The 19069-nt window shown below is 30.5% G+C and carries 18 protein-coding genes; 8 read left to right on the forward strand and 10 right to left on the reverse strand.

The window, feature by feature from the left end; genetic code table 11:
• Positions 1–109 precede the first annotated feature (109 nt).
• From BTO16_RS08630 to BTO16_RS08660, 7 genes are all read left to right on the forward strand, one after another.
• Entirely contained in the window at positions 110–3139 is a 3030-nt protein-coding gene (locus BTO16_RS08630) for a tetratricopeptide repeat protein (protein WP_105021183.1), read from the forward strand.
• A 3-nt stretch (positions 3140–3142) separates the two neighbouring features.
• Positions 3143–4924 (forward strand): porin family protein, encoded by a 1782-nt coding sequence (locus BTO16_RS08635; protein ID WP_105021184.1) that lies wholly within the window; start codon positions 3143–3145, stop codon positions 4922–4924.
• 33 nt (positions 4925–4957) lie between these two features.
• Positions 4958–5674, forward strand: a complete 717-nt coding sequence (locus BTO16_RS08640; protein WP_105021185.1) for a CDC27 family protein — start codon at positions 4958–4960, stop codon at positions 5672–5674.
• A gap of 61 nt (positions 5675–5735) precedes the next feature.
• Entirely contained in the window at positions 5736–7169 is a 1434-nt protein-coding gene (locus BTO16_RS08645; protein ID WP_105021186.1) for a M20/M25/M40 family metallo-hydrolase, read from the forward strand.
• 4 nt (positions 7170–7173) lie between these two features.
• Entirely contained in the window at positions 7174–7536 is a 363-nt protein-coding gene (locus BTO16_RS08650; protein ID WP_105021187.1) for a DoxX family protein, read from the forward strand.
• A gap of 8 nt (positions 7537–7544) precedes the next feature.
• A complete protein-coding gene (locus BTO16_RS08655; protein ID WP_105021188.1) occupies positions 7545–9158 on the forward strand; it encodes an amidohydrolase in 1614 nt (537 codons plus the stop codon).
• Between the two features lie 35 nt (positions 9159–9193).
• Entirely contained in the window at positions 9194–9640 is a 447-nt protein-coding gene (locus BTO16_RS08660) for an FKBP-type peptidyl-prolyl cis-trans isomerase (RefSeq protein WP_105021189.1), read from the forward strand.
• A gap of 50 nt (positions 9641–9690) precedes the next feature.
• Here the strand turns inward: BTO16_RS08660 and trpA are convergent, their stop codons facing one another.
• The 10 genes from trpA to BTO16_RS08705 all read right to left on the reverse strand — a co-directional run bounded on the left by trpA (position 9691) and on the right by BTO16_RS08705 (position 17988).
• Positions 9691–10458, reverse strand: coding sequence for a tryptophan synthase subunit alpha (gene trpA, locus BTO16_RS08665; RefSeq protein WP_105021190.1), 768 nt, complete (start codon positions 10456–10458; stop codon positions 9691–9693).
• 10 nt (positions 10459–10468) lie between these two features.
• The gene (locus tag BTO16_RS08670) at positions 10469–11245 is read right to left on the reverse strand and encodes a DUF3050 domain-containing protein (protein WP_105021191.1); all 777 of its coding nucleotides are present in this window, start codon (positions 11243–11245) and stop codon (positions 10469–10471) included.
• Entirely contained in the window at positions 11245–12429 is a 1185-nt protein-coding gene (trpB, locus tag BTO16_RS08675) for a tryptophan synthase subunit beta (protein WP_105021192.1), read from the reverse strand. The genes BTO16_RS08670 and trpB overlap by 1 nt, the downstream gene beginning before the upstream one ends.
• 57 nt (positions 12430–12486) lie before the next feature.
• Complete coding sequence (locus BTO16_RS08680; RefSeq protein ID WP_456153914.1) at positions 12487–13182, reverse strand: phosphoribosylanthranilate isomerase; 696 nt, start codon at positions 13180–13182, stop codon at positions 12487–12489.
• Positions 13179–13658: a DNA-deoxyinosine glycosylase gene (locus BTO16_RS08685; protein WP_105021193.1), complete on the reverse strand. Its 480-nt coding sequence runs from the start codon at positions 13656–13658 to the stop codon at positions 13179–13181. The genes BTO16_RS08680 and BTO16_RS08685 overlap by 4 nt, the downstream gene beginning before the upstream one ends.
• The gene (gene trpC, locus BTO16_RS08690) at positions 13658–14446 is read right to left on the reverse strand and encodes an indole-3-glycerol phosphate synthase TrpC (protein ID WP_105021564.1); all 789 of its coding nucleotides are present in this window, start codon (positions 14444–14446) and stop codon (positions 13658–13660) included. Before trpC ends, BTO16_RS08685 begins: the two co-directional genes overlap by 1 nt.
• A gap of 115 nt (positions 14447–14561) precedes the next feature.
• Entirely contained in the window at positions 14562–14735 is a 174-nt protein-coding gene (locus BTO16_RS17605) for a hypothetical protein (protein ID WP_170064432.1), read from the reverse strand.
• Positions 14736–14877: 142 nt separating this feature from the next.
• A complete protein-coding gene (trpD, locus tag BTO16_RS08695; RefSeq protein WP_105021194.1) occupies positions 14878–15867 on the reverse strand; it encodes an anthranilate phosphoribosyltransferase in 990 nt (329 codons plus the stop codon).
• Between the two features lie 80 nt (positions 15868–15947).
• Positions 15948–16526, reverse strand: coding sequence for an anthranilate synthase component II (locus BTO16_RS08700; protein WP_105021195.1), 579 nt, complete (start codon positions 16524–16526; stop codon positions 15948–15950).
• 70 nt (positions 16527–16596) lie between these two features.
• Positions 16597–17988, reverse strand: coding sequence for an anthranilate synthase component I family protein (locus BTO16_RS08705; protein WP_105021196.1), 1392 nt, complete (start codon positions 17986–17988; stop codon positions 16597–16599).
• A gap of 762 nt (positions 17989–18750) precedes the next feature.
• Here BTO16_RS08705 and BTO16_RS08710 point away from each other — a divergent pair.
• A complete protein-coding gene (locus BTO16_RS08710; protein ID WP_170064433.1) occupies positions 18751–19020 on the forward strand; it encodes an Asp-tRNA(Asn)/Glu-tRNA(Gln) amidotransferase subunit GatC in 270 nt (89 codons plus the stop codon).
• Positions 19021–19069 lie beyond the last annotated feature (49 nt).

The following is a 19069-nucleotide window of genomic DNA, read 5'->3' on the forward strand; positions in this document are numbered from 1 at the left end:
ATTATAACTATTCTTACTTTTGATGTAAAATAATATTGAATATTTTTTTTGTATCAATCAAACAAATTTAAAAAATGTTCGTTAATTAGAGTATAACAAATAAAATTGTATGAAACTTCGTTTTGTAAAAAGCCACTTCTTAATAGTATGCTGTTTTTTAACAGTTTTTACTGCATTTAGTCAACAAAGTATTGTAGATGTAAATGGTACTAAAGATTTTAATAATGCATTTGCCTTATACAATAACAAAGCCTATGCTGCTGCTCAAAAAATCTTTGAAAAAATACAAGAAAAAGCGCAAAAAAGTTCAAGCCTAAAGGCGGATGCTTCTTATTATGACGCCATGTGTGCTGTAAAACTGAACCAAACCAATGCAGACCAAAAGGTAATTGATTTTGTTGAAGAAAACCCAACTAGTAACAAAAAAAACAAAGCTTATTTTAATGTTGCCAACTATTATTTTGCAAACAAAAAAGCTTCATACGCATTAAAATGGTATCAAAAAGTAAATGTCGATTTACTTTCTAAAGAAGATCAAAAAGAATTAAACTTTAAAATGGGCTATGGTTTGCTGGTAACAGATAACTTAACTTTAGCAAAAGGCAAGTTTTTACCTTTAATTAATGATGCTAAATACGGCAATGATTCTAGGTATTATTTTGGTTTTATTGCTTATAAATTAGAAGATTATGGCGTTGCAGAATCTACATTAAAAGAAATTGCTGATAATAAATCTTACAAAGCAGAAATTTCTTATTATTTGTTAGATATCAGCTTTAAATCAGGGAAATTTGAACGTTGTATCACCGTAGGTAAAGAACTTTTAAAAACTTCTAAAAGAAAAGATATTTCTGAAATCTCTAAAATTGTAGGCGAAAGTTATTTTAATCTTAAAAGATATGAAGAAGCAATTACGTATTTAAAAGCCTACGCAGGGCAAGGCGGAAAATGGACAAATACAGATTATTATCAATTAGGATATGTGCTTTACAAACAAAATGATTTTGAAAATGCAATAACATATTTTAATAAAATTATTGACGAAAAAAATGCTGTTTCACAAAATGCGTATTATCATTTAGCGGAGTGTTACTTAAACCTTGATAAGAAAACAGAGGCTTTAAATGCTTTTAAAACAGCTAGCGAAATGACTTTTAATCTTGAAATTCAAGAAGATGCTGCTTTAAATTATGCTAAATTAAGTTATGAGGCTGGTAATCCTTTTCAAAATGTTTCTGATGTTTTACAAAACTATTTAAAAAAATACCCAAACTCATCCGCTTATAAAGAAATAAACGAATTGATTGTTTCATCATTTATACATCAGCAAGATTATCAAGGCGCATTAGATTATTTAAAAAAGAAAAGTTCATTAGATAACGGCACCTTATTAACCGAGGTTTCTTTCTACAGAGGAATTCAGTTATTTAATGATAGTAAATACCAAGAATCACTTTCTTACTTTGTAAAAGGTAAAGAATCTAAAGATGCAGAAATTAACCAAAAAGCTCTTTATTGGGAGGCAGAAACCTTATTTAGGTTAGAAAAATACGAGGAAGCAGCTACGAAATACACATCAGCAAAAAGATTTTTAAAATCAAATAAAGAAGAATTTTCATTAATTGATTACAATCTTGGTTACAGCTATTTTAAGCTAAAAGACTACAATAAAGCAATTAGTTCTTTTAAACAATTTTTAGCCGATGGCCAATATGATAAATCAATAAACGAAGATGCTTATGTGCGTTTAGGTGATAGTTATTTTGCTACAAGAAATTATGCTGATGCCATTAACGCTTACCAATTTGTGGTTAAAAATTCTGGTGCAGATGCAGATTATGCAGCATATCAAATAGGTATGAGTCATGGTTTTAGAGATGAAAGCGTAGAGAAGATAAAAGCCTTAACAAGCGTTGTAAATGATTACAAGTCTTCTTCTTTAAAAGATGATGCACTATTTCAAATAGCAAATACGTATATCAAAATTAAAAATAATGAAAAGGCGCATCAAGCCTACGATCGTTTGTTAGACAATCATCCTAAGAGTTCATTTTTATCAAAAGCTTTAGTAAGACAGGGTTTGTTGTATTATAGCGATAATCAGAATAAAAAAGCATTAGATAAATTTAAGCTTACGGTTCAGAAATTCCCGAACACTCCAGATGCAATTCAGGCTGTAAACAATGCAAAAAACATTTATTTAGATGAAGATAAACTAGATGACTATGTTGCTTGGGTTAAAAAATTAGATTTTATAAATGTTTCTGATGACGATTTAGACAACTCAACATTTGTAATTGCAGAAAGAAAATATTTTGAAGGCAAAAATAATTACGGAACCATTTTTACACTTAACAAATACCTAGAAAAATTTCCTAGAGGAACGCACAGCTTAAAAGCTAACTATTATGTGGCAGATGTTTTATTTAAAGACAAACAATTTGATGCTGCAATTGCAAATTATAAAATAGTTTTAAAAGCTGGTACATCTGCATATAGCGAAGATGCTCTAGCAAAATTGTCGCAAATTTATTTAGAAAAAGAAAATTTTAATGATGCACTTCCTTTATTAGAAAGACTAGAGCAAGAAGCGTATGCTACAGAAAACATACAGTTTGCACAAAGTAATTTAATGAAAGGCTATTATGAAACCAAAGGGTATAAAGAAGCTATTTCTTATGCTAAAAAAGTACTTTCTATAAATAAGGATAAAAACTCTTTAATAGAAGATGCAAAAACAATTATTGCCCGTTCTGCTATTAAAACTGATGATTTTGTTACTGCGCAAGAATATTATACTGCACTTGAAAAAAATGCAACTGGCGAGTTAAAAGCAGAAACATTATACTACAATTCATTCTTTAAAAATCAACAACAAAAATTTGAAGCTTCTAACAAAATTATTCAAGAATTAATTGCAAATTATTCTGCTTATAAATATTGGGGCGTAAAAAGTTATGTTATTATGGGTAAAAATTATTACAGTTTAAAGGATGCTTACCAGGCAACTTTTATTTTAGAAAATGTAATAAAAAACTTTTCTCAATATAAAGATATTGTAAAAGAGGCGCAAATTGAACTAACCAAAATAAAAGAAACCGAAGCCAAAACTAATAATTCAATCATCCAAAAAAATTAAAAAATGAAAAAAGGTTTTCTTATATTTTTATTTTTATTAGGTGTTTTAAATCTTTCTGCACAAAAAAAACCAGCAGAAAAAGCAAAAAACGTAAAAATAGATACGGTTAAAACAGAGGTTGTTGAAGTGGAAACTAAATACAATCCTGAGATTGCAGACGCTAGTAAGATTAAAAAAAATCCGGTTTTAAAATTATCCGACAAAAGCAAAAAGAAAAAATTAGCGTATACTATTTTCTCAGCACCCGTTGCATCTACTTTCATACCTAAAACAGGTGTTGTAAAAGGTATTGATGTTGGTGTAAAAGAACGTTTGTATAACAATTACATTGCCGCAGGTTTTGGTAATTATACATCTCCTTATTTTGAAGCATATATAAATAGCAGTACTCGTTTTGAGAGTGAATTTGGTCTGTACACAAAGTATACGGCTTCTTTTGATAATGTTGAAAACACACTTTTAGATAGTAATTTTTCAAACTTTTTAGCAACTGTTTTCTACAAAAAAGAGGAACGCTATTTTGACTGGAAAGTAAGCTTAAACTCAGAAAGAAATCAATACAACTGGTATGGTTTACCAAACAACAGTTTTACTCAAAATACAATTAATTTAATTGATGAAAAACAGACCTTTAATTATTTTAATGTTCTTGGCGAAATTAATTTTTTAGATGCATACTTAGATAAAAGTTCACTTTCTATCTCTTATTTTTCTGATGCTTTTAATAGCAGCGAAGTTTTATTAAATTTTGATACACAGTTAGACTTGCCTTTAAATATTATATATAATCAACTAGATAATCTTACTATAAAAACGGGCTTAGAACTTTTAAAAGGAAAGTTTGAGAACAACTATGCAACTCGAGATGCGTTAAAATATTCTATTTTTACAGCAAAAATAAACCCTGAATACAAAGCTGCTTTTAGTGGTTTTTCTGTAAAATTAGGTGCAAAAATATTCGGTTCTTTTGATACTGAAAATAGTGTAAATAACTTTTTGATATATCCAGATGTCCATATCCAAAAACCAATAATCGAAGAGTTTTTAACTGTTTATGGCGGAGTAACAGGCGATTTAAAAACAAATACCTACAAGCAATTTTCAGAAGAAAATCCTTACATAGCTCCTACGCTTTTTATGACACAGACTTCTGAAAAATATAAAGCTTTTTTAGGATTAAACGGAAATCTAAATAATGACATTAGTTTTAATATCTCTACAAGTATAAAAGAGGAACAGGATAAGGCTTTATTTTTGAGAAATAACTCAAAATCCGACGGAACTAATACAACTTTAAATGGAAATACGCTAAAAGGGTATGAATATGGAAACTCTTTTAATGTAGTGTATGATGATGTAAAAACAACTTCCATTTTTGCAGAATTAGAATACGATTATACTAAAGAAATTACATTTGCCTCTACTATGCAATTCGATAACTTTTCGATGACAAATCAAGCAAAAGCATGGAATTTACCAACGTTTCAAACATCATTTATAACCAAATACAAAACCCATAATTGGTATGCAACTTCCAATATTTTTTATGTAAACGAACGAAATGATCTTTTATATAGCAGCACTTTTCCTTCAAGTACAAATGGTTTGCAAACTTTATCTTCATTTGTAGATGTAAATTTAAATGGTGGTTATCATTTTAATGATAAATTTTCTGCTTTCTTAAAATTAAATAATGTGTTAAACCAAAATTACCAACGTTTTGCAAATTTTGATGTACAAGGTTTTCAAGCATTAGCAGGTATTACATATAAATTTGATTATTAATTTTTTACAAAGCATCTTTAGTATCTTTACAGTATGTTTCTATATTATATAACCATTGGTTTACAGGTTTTTTGCATCTATCATGCCTATAAAAATAGAAGTGCTTATTATTGGTACTTTATCATTTTTTTTCTTCCATTAATTGGCTGTATAATTTATTTATTAACTCAGGTAGTTAACAGACAAGATGTTGCAACAATAACCCAAGAAATTACGACCATAATAAATCCTACAAAGAAAATTAAAGATTTAGAAAAGGAATTAGAGTTTTCAAATACTTTTCAATCTAAAATAAATTTAGCAAATGCGTATCTAGAAAATAAAGAATACACCAACGCCATTTTATATTATGAAAAAGCGCTAGAAGGTAATTTTAAAAACGATCCGCACACCTTAAACAAATTGGTGCATTGCTATTTTGAAACCGCTAATTTTGATAAAGTTATTGAATATGCCAACAAAATAGACATCAATAAAGAATTTAAAGAATCTATCTATTTTTACGGATTGGCTTTAGAGAAAAAAGGAATGCTTGAAGAAGCCGAAATTCAACTTAAAAAAGTAGATAGAAGATACTCAAACTATCCTGAAAGATTAGAATTTTCTAAATTTTTAATCCGAAGAAATAAAAAAGAAGACGCAAAAGAAATTCTAACAGAAATGTCAACAGAAATAACAGCGATGACCTCACTAAATAAAAAGAAATACAATTTTATTTTAGCCGAAGCTGAAAAATTATTAAATCCTTAATAACCTCTACCGTTTCTCAATTGATTTTTGTAGTTTTATAAACTTTAATAATAACTACAAAATGAAAAAACTTATACTCTTATCCTCCTTAACAATTCTTTTATTTTCTTGTAAACAAGAGCAAGTAAAAACAACAAATTCTGATGCTCTTTCATCCGAAGAAAAGATTGATTCTACAAACATTAAAACCTTATTTAATGCTGTTTTAACCGATGGAAAATCGTACGAATGGCTGCGCGATTTAACTCAGAATATTGGTTCGCGTTTATCAGGCTCAGAAGGTGCTGCAAAAAGTGTTATTTGGGGAGAACGAATTATGAGAGAAGTTGGCTTAGATTCTGTTTGGTTGCAACCTGTTATGGTTCCTCATTGGGTTAGAGGCGAAAAAGAAATTGCAACATACACGTTAAACGGTATACAAAAAAATGTACCAATTTGTGCATTGGGTTTTTCTATTGCTACCCCAAAATACGGCGTTTTAGCAGAAGTACTTGAGGTTAAAAGTTTAGACGAAGCCAGAGCTCTAGGCTCTAAAATGGAAGGGAAAATTATCTTTTTTAACCGCCCTTTTGATGATACATTAATTAGTACGTTTAGTGCTTACGGCGGCTGTGTAGACCAACGTGTAAACGGCGCTGAAGTTTGTGGAGCATTTGGTGCAAAAGGTGTGATTGTGCGTTCAATGACAAATTCTATTGACGATTTTCCACACACAGGAACTATGAGTTATGGAGATTTACCTGTTGATAAATACATTCCTACAGCTGCAATTAGTAGCAGAGCTGCAAATATTTTAAGTGCCGATTTAAAACAAAATCCTAATTTACAATTCTATTTTAAACAAAGTTGTGAAACCTTGCCAGATGCTCCTTCTTTTAATGTTGTTGGCGAAATTAGAGGAAGCGAAACTCCAGAAAACATTATAGTAGTTGGCGGCCATTTAGATTCTTGGGATTTAGGTGAAGGCGCTCATGATGACGGAACGGGAATTGTGCAATCTTTAGAAGTTGCTTATTTGTTTAAGAAAAATAACATCAAACCAAAAAACACCTTACGAGTTGTCTTTTTTATGAACGAAGAAAACGGAACTAGAGGCGCAAAAGAATACGCTGCACTATCAAAAATGAACAAAGAAAAACACATTGGTGGCTTAGAATCTGATTCTGGAGGTCATACACCAAGAGGTTTTTCTATCGATGCAAATACTGTAAATACAGAATTATTACAAAGTTGGAAAAAATTATTGTCTCCTTACGGATTGCATGACTTAGACAAAGGCGGTTCTGGCGCAGATATTGGTCCGTTAAAAGAAGAGAATGTAACTTTAGTTGGCTATAAACCAGACTCTCAACGTTATTTTGATTACCACCATACAAGTAATGATACTTTCGATAAAGTAAATAAACGCGAACTTGAACTAGGTAGTGCGTCTATGGCAAGTATTATTTATTTAATGGACAAATATTTATACCGCAATACACCAGTAAAACCTTAATAAAATGAGTATTTTTACATTAATTCTTAGAATTATTTTTGGCCTTTTTTTCTGCTATGCAGGATTTATGCATTTCAAAAAACCTAGATTTTTTAACGGATTTATCCCTAATTTTTTACCAAAACTAGTTGTTAATTATATATTTGGAGCACTCGAGTTTATCTTAGGAGTTGGTTTATTTTTTAATCAGACGTCTAAAATTGCCGCATTAGGAGTTTTTATGCTAATGTCACTATTTCTTCCTATACATATTTGGGACGTATTAAAAGAAAAACCAGCAATTGGCTCAAAAAAATTAGCTATTATCAGAATCCCTCTTCAATTTTTATTGATGTATTTATCTTATTTAATCTATCTAAATTCATAAATCAACACATGAAAAAAACCTTTATACTTTTTATATTCACTTTAATACTAATTTCTTGTCAAAAAGAAAAAGTAGATTTAATTGTCATCAACTCGAACACCTATTTAGTTAACAAAAAATTTGAGAATGCAGAAGCTTTTGCTGTTAAAGATGGTAAATTTATTGCTGTTGGCACTTCTAAAGAAATTCAAGGAAGTTATAAATCAAAGAATGTAGTTGATGCAAAAAATCAAACCATAGTTCCTGGTCTAATTGATGCACATTGTCATTTTTACGAGTTTGGCTTATTACAACAAAGAGTTGATTTATCGGGTACTAAAAGTTATGAGGACGTTTTAAAAAAAATAGTGACTTATCAAGATGAAAAAAATGTTTCTTTTATTATTGGTGATGGTTGGGATCAAAATGATTGGGATGTAAAAGAATTCCCAACAAAAGAAAAATTAGATGTTTTATTCCCAAACATTCCGGTTGCGTTATATAGAATAGATGGCCATGCTTTACTGGTAAACCAAGCTGCCATTGATTTATCAAAAATTACAAAAGACACCAAAGTTAGTGGAGGAGAAATTATTATCAAAAACGGAAAAATGACTGGTGTTCTAATTGATGCGGCTATGCGTTTTATCAAGTTTCCAGATACTTCTAATGAAGAAGCAATTCAAGGCTTATTAGCTGCTCAAAAAATCGCGTTTTCATACGGATTAACAACTGTTGATGACGCTGGTTTAGATAGAAATACAATCGAGCTAATTGATGATTTACAAAAATCAAACCGATTAAAAATGCGTATTTACGCCATGGTTTCTGGTGACAAACAAGATCAAATTGATTATTACATTAAAAAAGGAATTACCAAAACCGACCGTTTAAATGTTCGTTCATTTAAGGTTTATGGCGATGGCGCTCTAGGTTCAAGAGGGGCTGCCATGAGAAAACCATATTCAGATAGAGAAAATCACTTTGGTGCTTTAATTTACGCTCCAGAAAGATATCGAGAAATTGCCAAACAAATTGCTGCATCAGAATTTCAAATGAATACCCATGCAATTGGTGATTCTGCAAATACTTGGATGTTAAAAACCTACATAGAGGTTTTAAAAAACACTGAAAATAGACGCTGGCGAATTGAACACGCCCAAATTGTATCTAAAAAAGATTTTCAGAATTTTGATGATATTTTACCGTCTGTGCAACCAACGCATGCCACGTCCGATATGGATTGGGCAGAAGCTAGAATTGGTAATGAACGTATGAAAGGCGCTTATGCTTATAGAAACTTATTAAATAGATATGGAAAAATTGCTTTAGGCACAGATTTCCCCGTCGAAAAGGTAAATCCGTTTTTAACATTTTATTCAGCTACTTACAGAAAGGATTCAACAAATCTTCGTGAAGAAGGTTTTCAAATGGAAAATTCTTTATCAAGAGAAGAAACATTGAGAGGAATGACCATTTGGGCTGCATTTTCTAATTTTGAAGAAGCAGAAAAAGGTTCTATTGAAGTAGGTAAATTTGCAGACTTTGTAATTTTAAATCAAGATATTATGAGCATTGATAGTCATAAAATTCCGAAAACTAAAGTGGTCTCTACTTTTTTAAACGGAGAAAAGGTGTTTTAAAAATATCAATGTATATTTGCAAATAAAATCAAAAAATGAAAGCTTACCTATTTATATTTTTATCAATATTTCTTTTTACTTCTTGCTCTGATGATGCTAACCCAGAAATACAGACAGAAGCTGACATCATAAAATATATTGCTGACAATAAATTAAACGCTAAAAAAACTAGTTCTGGTCTATATTATGTAATTAATAAACAAGGTACAGGAAAAAGACCTACAAGTAGCAGCGCTAATGTTACTGTCTCTTACAAAGGTTATTTTTTAGATGGTAAAGTTTTTGACCAGAATCCTAATGGTTACACTACCGATTTAAACCGAGTAATTAGAGGCTGGACAGAAGGTATACAACTTTTTAATGAAGGCGGAGAAGGAATTTTAATAGTTCCTTACGATTTAGGTTACGGTATTAACGGAAGAAATCCTATACCTGGTGGAGCTGTTTTGGTCTTTGATATAAAACTATTTACAGTAAACTAAATTTTTAGATAAAAAAAAAGCGAAACTTAACAGTTTCGCTTCTTTTTGGTTTAAGAAATAATTGGTTTGATAAAATCATCAATTTTATCGACTCCATTCGTTCCTAAATTCTTTATAAAGGCAGAGCCGATAATTGCTCCATGTGCATAATTACAAGCAGTATTAAAAGTTAGTTTATCAGAAATACCAAAACCAATAATTAATTTACTTTGCAAATTCATTGCTTTAATTCTTTCAAAATAAGCTATTTGACTGCTAGATATTTCTCCTTTTGCTCCTGTAATTGACGAGGAAGCCACCACATAAATAAATGCTTTTGAGTAGGAATCTATTTTTCTAATTCTTTCTTCGGATGTTTGCGGCGTAATTAAAAACACATTGGTAATTCCGTATCTGTCAAATAATTCTTGATAATGATTTTCAAACTCTACCATTGGTAAATCAGGAATAATTACAGTATCAATACCGCATACGATCATCTTTTTACAGAATTTATCTTCGCCATATTTTAACATCTGATTTAAATATCCCATTAAAACCAAAGGCGTTTTATTAGTTTCTTTAATGGTTAACAATTGCTCAAAAATAATATCTAAATTAATTCCGTTTTCTAACGCCTTTTGACTACTATCTTGAATCGTTGGTCCATCTGCCAAAGGATCTGAATACGGCAAACCAACTTCTATAAAATCAACTCCACTTTTTTCTAGGCCTAAAATCACTTTTGAAGTATCCGTTAACTGTGGATATCCGCAAGTAAAATAAATAGACAGTAGATTTTTGTCTTTTTTCTGAAATAATTCTTGTATCGAATTCATATCAATAATTTTAATTTCTATTCATTATTTGTTGTTCAATAGAACTCCACAAGTTAATTCTTAGTTGCAATGCTTTTTTTGCAGTTTCTAAAACTTCTGCCCATTTTTGTGCATCATTCCCACATAATTCTGTAATCATTTTTAACGACAATGGTCCATGTTCATCGCCATCCAATTCAATGTGTCTATTTAAATAGTACATAAAACTGTCATACGATTTATTGGTATCCAAAGAAGCTTTCTCTATAATATTAATAAACATATCTGGAATTACATCTTCTCTACCAAAAGTAAATGCGGAAGCTATTAAATGACTTTTATTCGTTTTTATGGTATCAAACGTAAAATTAACAAATTCTTTTACGTCATTAGGTATCTCTGAATTTTCTAATGCTTTTTCTACAGAAGTATTAGTTTGTAACGCTTTTATAAATTCGTTCATTTTAGTAGGATCTGAATTTACTTCTTGCATCGCAGTTAGATACATTTCAAAATGACTTTTAATTGCTCCATAAGCATCAAAATCACTTTCTTCTGCTACCGTAATTTCATTTATAAAACGCGCTAATTCAGCATTTTTAACTGGCATCCAAGGAATGGAAACACAGGTTAAATTTACTTGTAACGCTTTTAAAAGTGACATAAAATCCCAAACTGCAAAGACATGAAGACTCATAAAAACCTGCACGTCTTCTAAAGTATGTAACTTTTTATACAGAGAATGATTTTTTAATTCATTTCTTAAACCGGCTAATTCTTTTTCAATATATACTAAGTTATTGATCATTATTCTTTTAGATGCTTTATGTATATTTCTAAATCTTTATCTCCTCTACCCGATAAATTTACCACTACAACTTGGTCTTTTCTAAACTTAATTTTTGATAAAACCGCCAAAGCATGTGCCGTTTCTAAGGCAGGAATAATTCCTTCTATTTTAGTTAACTCAAAAGCAGCTTCTAATGCTTCATCATCTGTTGCACTCATAAATTTAGCTCTTTTAGTTTCATATAAAAAAGCATGTAAAGGGCCAACTCCTGGATAATCTAAACCTGCAGAAATAGAATATGGCTCTTTAATTTGACCATATTCATCTTGCATTAAAATAGTTTTACTTCCATGAATAATTCCTACTTGACCTAATTGAGAAGTAGCCGCGCTTTCTCCCGAATGAACTCCTAAACCAGCAGCCTCAACAGCAATTAATTCTACATCTTCATCATCCAAATAATGATAAAAAGCTCCAGCAGCATTACTTCCACCACCAACACAAGCAATAATTGTATCCGGATTTTCTTTACCCGTTTTTTCTTTTAACTGCCATTTCATTTCTTCAGAAATAATAGCTTGCAAACGCGCTACCATGTCTGGATGAGGTGCTGGCCCAACTACAGAACCTATTAAATAAAACGTTTCTGGATGCTGAATCCAATAGCGAATTGCCTCATTTGTTGCATCCTTTAATGTTTTACTTCCGCTTGTGGCAGGCACAACTTTTGCACCTAACATTTTCATTCTAGCAACGTTTGGCGCTTGACGAACAATGTCTTTTTCGCCCATAAAAATAGTACATTCCAACCCCATTAAAGCACAAACTGTTGCCGTAGCAACTCCATGTTGCCCTGCTCCTGTTTCTGCAATAATTTTAGTTTTCCCTAATTTCTGAGCTATTAAAATTTGACCCACCGTATTGTTTACTTTGTGAGCTCCTGTATGACACAAATCTTCACGTTTTAAATAAATGTGAGCGCCATATTTTTCTGATAATCTTTTCGCTAAATACAAAGGTGTTGGTCTACCAACGTACTCTTTTAATAACGATTTGTATTCTTTTTGAAACTCATCAGACTCGATAATCTGCACGTAATTATCTGCTAATTCTTTTACATTTGGATATAGTAATTCCGGAATAAATGCACCTCCGTATTGTCCAAAATATCCGTTTTCATCTGGTTGAAATTTTGATTTCATATCTCTCTCCTATTTGTATAATCTTGTTACCGTTGACTTTTTTAAACGTTTCAACAATTAAACAGTTAAACTTTTTTTAAACTTCTTTATTTCTTCTATTTTCTTAACTCCTGGCTCACTCTCAAACTTACTATTTACATCTAAAGCATAAATTGGTAAACCTGAATTCACTATTTTTTTAACTTCTTCAACGTCACTTAAACCAATACCTCCACTTAAAAAAAATGGTTTTTTAAAAGGATATTTCTCTAACACTTTCCAATCGAACTGTACACCATTTCCTCCTCGTTCTTTTCCTTTGGTATCAAATAAAAAGTAATCTACATTTTCTAAATAAGGGTTTAAAACATCAAACTCAAACTCATCTTTAATTCCGAATACTTTAATAATTTCTACTTTTTCATCAGCAATAAAATGTTTATTCTTTTCCTTTTTCTGATGTTTATTTTCCTCAATAAATAAAACTCTTCTTTCTGATAATTGAATTTGTAGTTCTTTAACGTATGCTACAGATTCATCGCCATGTAATTGAATCGCATCTAATTGATATTCTTCTACTAACGAAACTACTATTTCTATGAATTCATTTACAAAAACACCCACTTTTTTTATTGATTTTGGCAGTTCCGGAATAATGCCTTCAAAGTTTCTTTTTGATTTTTCATAGAAAATAAAACCCAAGTAATCTGGCTGCAATGCTGCAACTTGTTGAATATTTTCTACGTATTTCATTCCGCAAACCTTTAATTTCATACGAGTGCTATTTTCCAATTATTTAATTTTTCTTTAAACGAAAACCTTGCATTTGCCGGACTTGTAGACAAAACAGTTTCATAAATTATATTCTCAATTTTTATAAAATATTTATCATATAATTTTTCAGCTTTCTTGCCATTAAAAATTATTTGTTTCACCGAAGGAAACATTTCAATAATTTCATTGATAGGATTTGGGACTTCATTTTTTATATCAGAATCTAAGCTTGTTACTCTTTCTCCAAACTGACAAATATCCCATATTGCAATATTATTTTTTTTCAAAGTATCAATCCTTTCTGTATAATTTTCACTGTAAACCTCGTCTGTTAATTCATAAATAATTTTCCAAAATGAGTTTCTATTATTTGCATAATATTGCTGTTTCTTAAGAGATTGTTTTCCAGGCATTGTCCCTAAAATAAATACTTTAGGGTTTTCTGGTAAAATTGGATCAAAAGAAACTCTTTCCATTATCTAATCTGATTGATAAAATCTTGACAAGCTTCTCCTGGATTGGCTGTTTTCATAAATGTTTCACCAATTAAAAATCCCTGAAAGCCATATTCTTTTAATCCCATAATTATTCTTGGATCAGAAATTCCGCTTTCTGAAATTTTAATACAAGAATCTGGAATCTGACTTGCCAACTTAATTGAATGTTCTAGATCAACTTCAAAAGTCTTTAGATTTCTATTATTGATTCCGATAATTTTATTATCTAAATCGTTAATTTTATCTAATTCTTCTTGCGTGTGTATTTCATATAAAACCTCTAAACCTAAATCTGCTGCTAAGTTTCCGTAGTTTTTTAATTCTGCGGATGTTAAACAAGCCGCAATCAATAAAATTACATCTGCTCCTATTGCTTTTGCTTCCACAATTTGAAATCCGTCAACAATAAAGTCTTTTCTTAAAATTGGTTTTTGCTGATTAATAACTCTTGCTTCCATCAAATCTGCCATCGTTCCTCCAAAAAAAGAAGTATCCGTTAAAATAGATTGCGCTGCCACATTTGCGCCTAAATATCCATTGGTAACTTCGGCAATTGTTGCTGTGTCGTTTATAATTCCTTTGGATGGTGATTGACGCTTAAATTCAGCAATAATTCCTGTTGAACCAACTTCTAACAAAGACTTTTTTAATGAAAAAGTTGCTCTACCAAAACTGGGGCTTTGTACTAATTTTTGAACAGGAACTTCTGCTTTTATCTTAGCAATTTCCTTTTTCTTAAATGCGATTATTTTATCTAGTATTGTCATATAAATATCTTTAGTCATTGTAAGGATTAATGCTGAACTTTATTCAGTAAAAAAGCAATCTGTTTTTAATTTTACAGATTACTTCACTCGTACCTCATTCGTAATGACAGTTTTTTTATTTACTATTAAATTTCTTATTTCTATAACTCAAAAAAAAGTAAACAATTACTCCTACAATCAAACCAATAATTGACTGTTTTAAAACACTTTGAGTCTGAATTCCAAGTGCCATTCCCATTAAGAGAAATGCAGGAATAATCAAAATTAAATTATTTTTCTTTTTTGTCATCTTATAGTACTTTTTGCAATATCATCTCGATACAAAATTTCTGAAAAAGAAATTTTACTCGATGTGACAGCACGTTTTTTTTATTATGTCGGTTCTAGTGATCACGCTTTTTCGGCGAGATTGTATCGAGAACCTTTTTTATTTACAAACTCACTAATTTTTCTAACGTTCGTTTTGCTTTCAATCCAAATAAAGAATCTTTTGCTTCTTCAAAAGCAGTTTCAAAAGACTTAGTCTCATCTACAATTGTTAAAGCAAACGCAGCATTTGTTAACACCACATTATTTTGTGCTTCGGTTCCTTTTCCTTCTAAAATTGATTTAAAAATTTTAGCGGCATCGGCAACTGAGTTTCCTCCAAAAATTTCTGATTGTTGAATTCTTTTCTGTCCTAAATCTTCCGGATTTATAATTTGTTCTCCTTTTTTAGTGAAAAACTTAAATCCGCTTGTTAAAGATATTTCATCATAGCCGTCTAAGGCGTGAATAATTCCGTAATTAATATCTTCTGCTTGTAAAATGTAATTGTACAAACGTGCAATTTCTAAATTAAAAGTTCCTAACAGATGATTTTTTGGCGAACTCGGGTTTACCAAAGGTCCTAACATGTTAAAGAACGTTTTTAATGCCAATGCTTTTCTGGTTGCGCTAACCGCTTTCATTGCTGGATGAAATTTTGGAGCATGTAAAAAACAAATATTTGCTTTCTCTAAATGTGCTCTTAAAATATCTTCATCATTCGTAAAATTGTATCCAAAACTTTCTAACATATCCGAAGAACCAGATTGCGAAGACACCGAGTAATTACCGTGTTTTGCTACTTTTTGTCCGGTTCCTGCAACGATAAAAGAAGTTAATGTTGAGATGTTGAACGTATCTTTTCCGTCGCCACCAGTTCCAACAATATCAATCGTGTTATAATCTGATAAATCTACTTTTATAGCCAGCTCTTTTAACGCATTTCTAAAACCCGAAAGTTCATCAACTGTAATTGGTCGCATCATAAAAACCGTCATAAATGACGCTAAATGTGCATCATTGTAATTCTCTGCAGCAATATCTATTAAGACTTGTTTTGCTTCAGATTTCGACAATCTTTCGTGATTATATAATTTGTTTAAAATTGCTTTCATTTCAATGGAATTCTAAAAATTTAAAGATGCTAAAGCCAGTATGCAAAGTTACCTCTAAAGTTTATCAACGTTTTATTTGCTTACTTTTTTATACTATTTATAAAGTTTCTCAATAGCTGCTCACCAACATCTGTTAAAATAGATTCTGGATGAAACTGAACTGCCGAAATTGGAAATATTTTATGTTCAATCGCCTGGATTAATCCATCTTCATCTCTAGCTGTTACTTGTATTTCTTCTGGAAAACCTTCGTCTGTTGCTGCCCAAGAATGATAACGCGCTGCTAAAAATGTTTCTGGCACATCTTTAAAAATAATTGCATTTTTATCTGTGACTCTCATTTCTGTGGCAACTCCGTGAAAAACATCCTCTAAATTGATGATTTTTCCGCCAAAAACTTCTGTAATTGCTTGCAAACCTAAACACACTCCAAAAATTGGTTTTACGCCTGCGTATGTTTTAATTACTTCTTTTAAGATGCCTGCTTCATCAGGGATTCCTGGTCCTGGAGACAACATAAGTACATCATAATTATTTACATCTTTAATACTTATTTCATCATTTCTAAAAACCGAAGGATAATTTCCTGTGATTTTCTCTACCATGTGAACCAAATTGTAGGTAAACGAATCGTAATTGTCTAAAATTAATATTTTCATCTTTAAAGCTTTTGGCTTTTAGGTCTTGGCTTATAGCAGATTGCTAACCGCCAAAGGCTAAACGCTATTTTTAAATATTCTCTGCTAAAATCAACGCTTTATTCAACGCTGCTAACTTATTATTTACTTCTTGTAATTCCTTTTCTTCATCGGAATGAATAACGATACCTGCTCCTGCTTGCGAATACAACACGTTATTTTTACTCACAAACGACCTAATGGCAATTGCCAAATTTACAGAACCATCTAAACCGATAATACCAACTGCACCGCCATAAAAGCCACGTGTTTGATTCTCATATTTGTTAATTAATTCCATCGCCTTGTATTTTGGCGCACCACTTAAGGTTCCAGCGGGGAAAGTATCGCCAACAATTTCAATTGGGTTTCCTTTAATTTTTCCTCTAACAGTCGAAACTAAATGAATTACATGACTAAAATATTGTACTTCTTTAAACACCTCAACGGTAACATTATCGGCATGTTTGCTTAAATCGTTTCTTGCCAAATCGACCAACATTACATGTTCTGCAGTTTCTTTTTTATCTTCGGATAATTTTTTACCCAACTTTCTGTCTTCTGACATATCGCCCGTTCTTCTAAATGTACCAGCAATTGGATTGATCGTTGCTTTTCCTTCGGATATTTTAATTTGTGCTTCTGGTGAAGAACCCATTAATTTAAAAGAACCATAATCGAAATAAAACAAATAGGGCGACGGATTTATAGAACGCAATGCTCTATAAACATTAAATTCGTCTCCTTTAAATTTTTGTTGAAATTGGCGTGACAATACCAACTGAAAAACATCACCTCTTTTACAGTGTGATTTTGCTTTTCGAACATATTCCTTAAAATCTTCGCCTGTTACATTTGAAGTTTCTTCGCCAATAATTTCAAATTTCTGGGTATTAAATGCTTGTGCATCAATAATCGTTTGAACTTCTTTAATACGAGATTCGGTGCCTTCTTCGATATTTTCTATCAACGTCATTTCATCATTAAAATGATTGATGGCAATTATAAATCGATAGAAACTGTATTGCATTTCCGGAATCGCAGAAGGTGCTTTTTTGTTTGTGAATTTGATATTCTCAAAATATTGAACAGAATCAAACGTTGTATATCCGTACAAACCATTAAATGATTTTAATTCCGACGGACACTCTAAATCTATTGAGTTTGTGAATTTATCAAATAATTGATAAAAATTCTTATCGATTGGCTGCGCATCAATTTCTGTTCCTTTATGAGAAACAGTAAACTGATAATCATCAACTTTCATTGTTACAATAGGTTCAATAGCGATAAAAGAAAAACTTTCTTCTTTACTATGATAATCAGAACTTTCTAACAAAAGTGTATTTGCAAATTTGTCTCTAAAGCGTAAATACAAACCTACAGGTGTTACTGTATCTGCTATTTTCGTTTTAAAAATTGTTTTAAAGTGTATTTTTTTCATTATTTTTCTTTCTCATTGCGAAGCAAATTTTTTCATTTGCTGTGGCAATCTGTTTATTTATGAAGAGATTACTTCGTCGTAACCTCCTCGTAATGACGTTCTGTAAAAGTAAAAAAGGCTTATCGTGAGATAAGCCTTTTTTATATTTTTTACATATAGGTTTAGTTCTCACTTATTTATTAAGAGAGTTCCACCACCATATGTTTAATTGATTTTTCATTGAGTTACAAATGTAGAAAGCAAATTTTACGTGAACAAATTTATTTCAATATTTTTCTGTTAATTTAAAATGAAAATAAAAATGATGTAAAAAATTAACTTCAAGTTACACTTAAGGACTTAATTACTGATTAAAGTTTCAATTTATAACATAAATTACAAATTGACTTTCTAAACCGAATAAAAAATCGTTTTTTTGTGGCTCGAACTAATGTTTGATTTGAATTTACTGAATTAATTAACGCACCAATGATTTAAACTTTAAATTGTTGGTGTGTTTTATTTTTTTTTATTGAATTACTAATTAAACATCAATATTTTACTGATACCATAAGTATTATTTAAAAACATAAAAAAGAGATTTCTGTACCATTTTTTCTACATATATTTGCCTAAGCAATAGAATTTTAAAAAATGATAAATAATAATAACAATCGTAATTTCAATAATCCTAATTGTTAGGATAAGAAGGTTGTTGTTTAAAAATATATAAATAAAGCCTTCCGAATTCGGAAGGCTTTTTTTAAACCTTAAATTAAAGAAATGAGTAAAATGATGACCGTAGACATATTGTCTAGTATTAAAGGAGCGAAGCCATCTGAGGCAGTGAATAAATTATTTGAAGCAATTAAAAAAGCCAATTCTACAAATAACAACTCTTTTAATAAAAATCATACCAATGCAGTTTCTTTAGATGATTTAAGAGACGATGTTGTTATTAACAGCCCTAAATTCGAAAAACAACTCATTATTGAAAACTTTCCGAAAGAAAAAAATGGCTATTTAGTTGTTGCTAAAGTTATAGAAGAATAAAAAATAGTTTTTAGTTATTAGTTTTTAGTTGTTAGTAATAACAACAAAA

Source organism: Polaribacter glomeratus (genome assembly GCF_002954665.1).
GTDB classification, from domain to species: domain Bacteria; phylum Bacteroidota; class Bacteroidia; order Flavobacteriales; family Flavobacteriaceae; genus Polaribacter; species Polaribacter glomeratus.

Bases quoted from the DNA above. Each gene is read 5' to 3' on its own strand.
- trpB (WP_105021192.1), bottom strand. From the start codon at position 12,429: ATGAAATCAAAATTTCAACCAGATGAAAACGGATATTTTGGACAATAC.
- BTO16_RS08650 (WP_105021187.1), top strand. From the start codon at position 7,174: ATGAGTATTTTTACATTAATTCTTAGAATTATTTTTGGCCTTTTTTTC.
- BTO16_RS08660 (WP_105021189.1), top strand. From the start codon at position 9,194: ATGAAAGCTTACCTATTTATATTTTTATCAATATTTCTTTTTACTTCT.
- BTO16_RS17605 (WP_170064432.1), bottom strand. From the start codon at position 14,735: ATGACAAAAAAGAAAAATAATTTAATTTTGATTATTCCTGCATTTCTC.
- trpA (WP_105021190.1), bottom strand. From the start codon at position 10,458: ATGAATTCGATACAAGAATTATTTCAGAAAAAAGACAAAAATCTACTG.
- trpC (WP_105021564.1), bottom strand. From the start codon at position 14,446: ATGACAATACTAGATAAAATAATCGCATTTAAGAAAAAGGAAATTGCT.
- BTO16_RS08645 (WP_105021186.1), top strand. From the start codon at position 5,736: ATGAAAAAACTTATACTCTTATCCTCCTTAACAATTCTTTTATTTTCT.
- BTO16_RS08700 (WP_105021195.1), bottom strand. From the start codon at position 16,526: ATGAAAATATTAATTTTAGACAATTACGATTCGTTTACCTACAATTTG.
- BTO16_RS08705 (WP_105021196.1), bottom strand. From the start codon at position 17,988: ATGAAAAAAATACACTTTAAAACAATTTTTAAAACGAAAATAGCAGAT.
- BTO16_RS08710 (WP_170064433.1), top strand. From the start codon at position 18,751: ATGAGTAAAATGATGACCGTAGACATATTGTCTAGTATTAAAGGAGCG.
- BTO16_RS08635 (WP_105021184.1), top strand. From the start codon at position 3,143: ATGAAAAAAGGTTTTCTTATATTTTTATTTTTATTAGGTGTTTTAAAT.
- trpD (WP_105021194.1), bottom strand. From the start codon at position 15,867: ATGAAAGCAATTTTAAACAAATTATATAATCACGAAAGATTGTCGAAA.
- BTO16_RS08630 (WP_105021183.1), top strand. From the start codon at position 110: ATGAAACTTCGTTTTGTAAAAAGCCACTTCTTAATAGTATGCTGTTTT.
- BTO16_RS08655 (WP_105021188.1), top strand. From the start codon at position 7,545: ATGAAAAAAACCTTTATACTTTTTATATTCACTTTAATACTAATTTCT.
- BTO16_RS08670 (WP_105021191.1), bottom strand. From the start codon at position 11,245: ATGATCAATAACTTAGTATATATTGAAAAAGAATTAGCCGGTTTAAGA.
- BTO16_RS08680 (WP_456153914.1), bottom strand. From the start codon at position 13,182: ATGAAATTAAAGGTTTGCGGAATGAAATACGTAGAAAATATTCAACAA.
- BTO16_RS08640 (WP_105021185.1), top strand. From the start codon at position 4,958: ATGTTTCTATATTATATAACCATTGGTTTACAGGTTTTTTGCATCTAT.
- BTO16_RS08685 (WP_105021193.1), bottom strand. From the start codon at position 13,658: ATGGAAAGAGTTTCTTTTGATCCAATTTTACCAGAAAACCCTAAAGTA.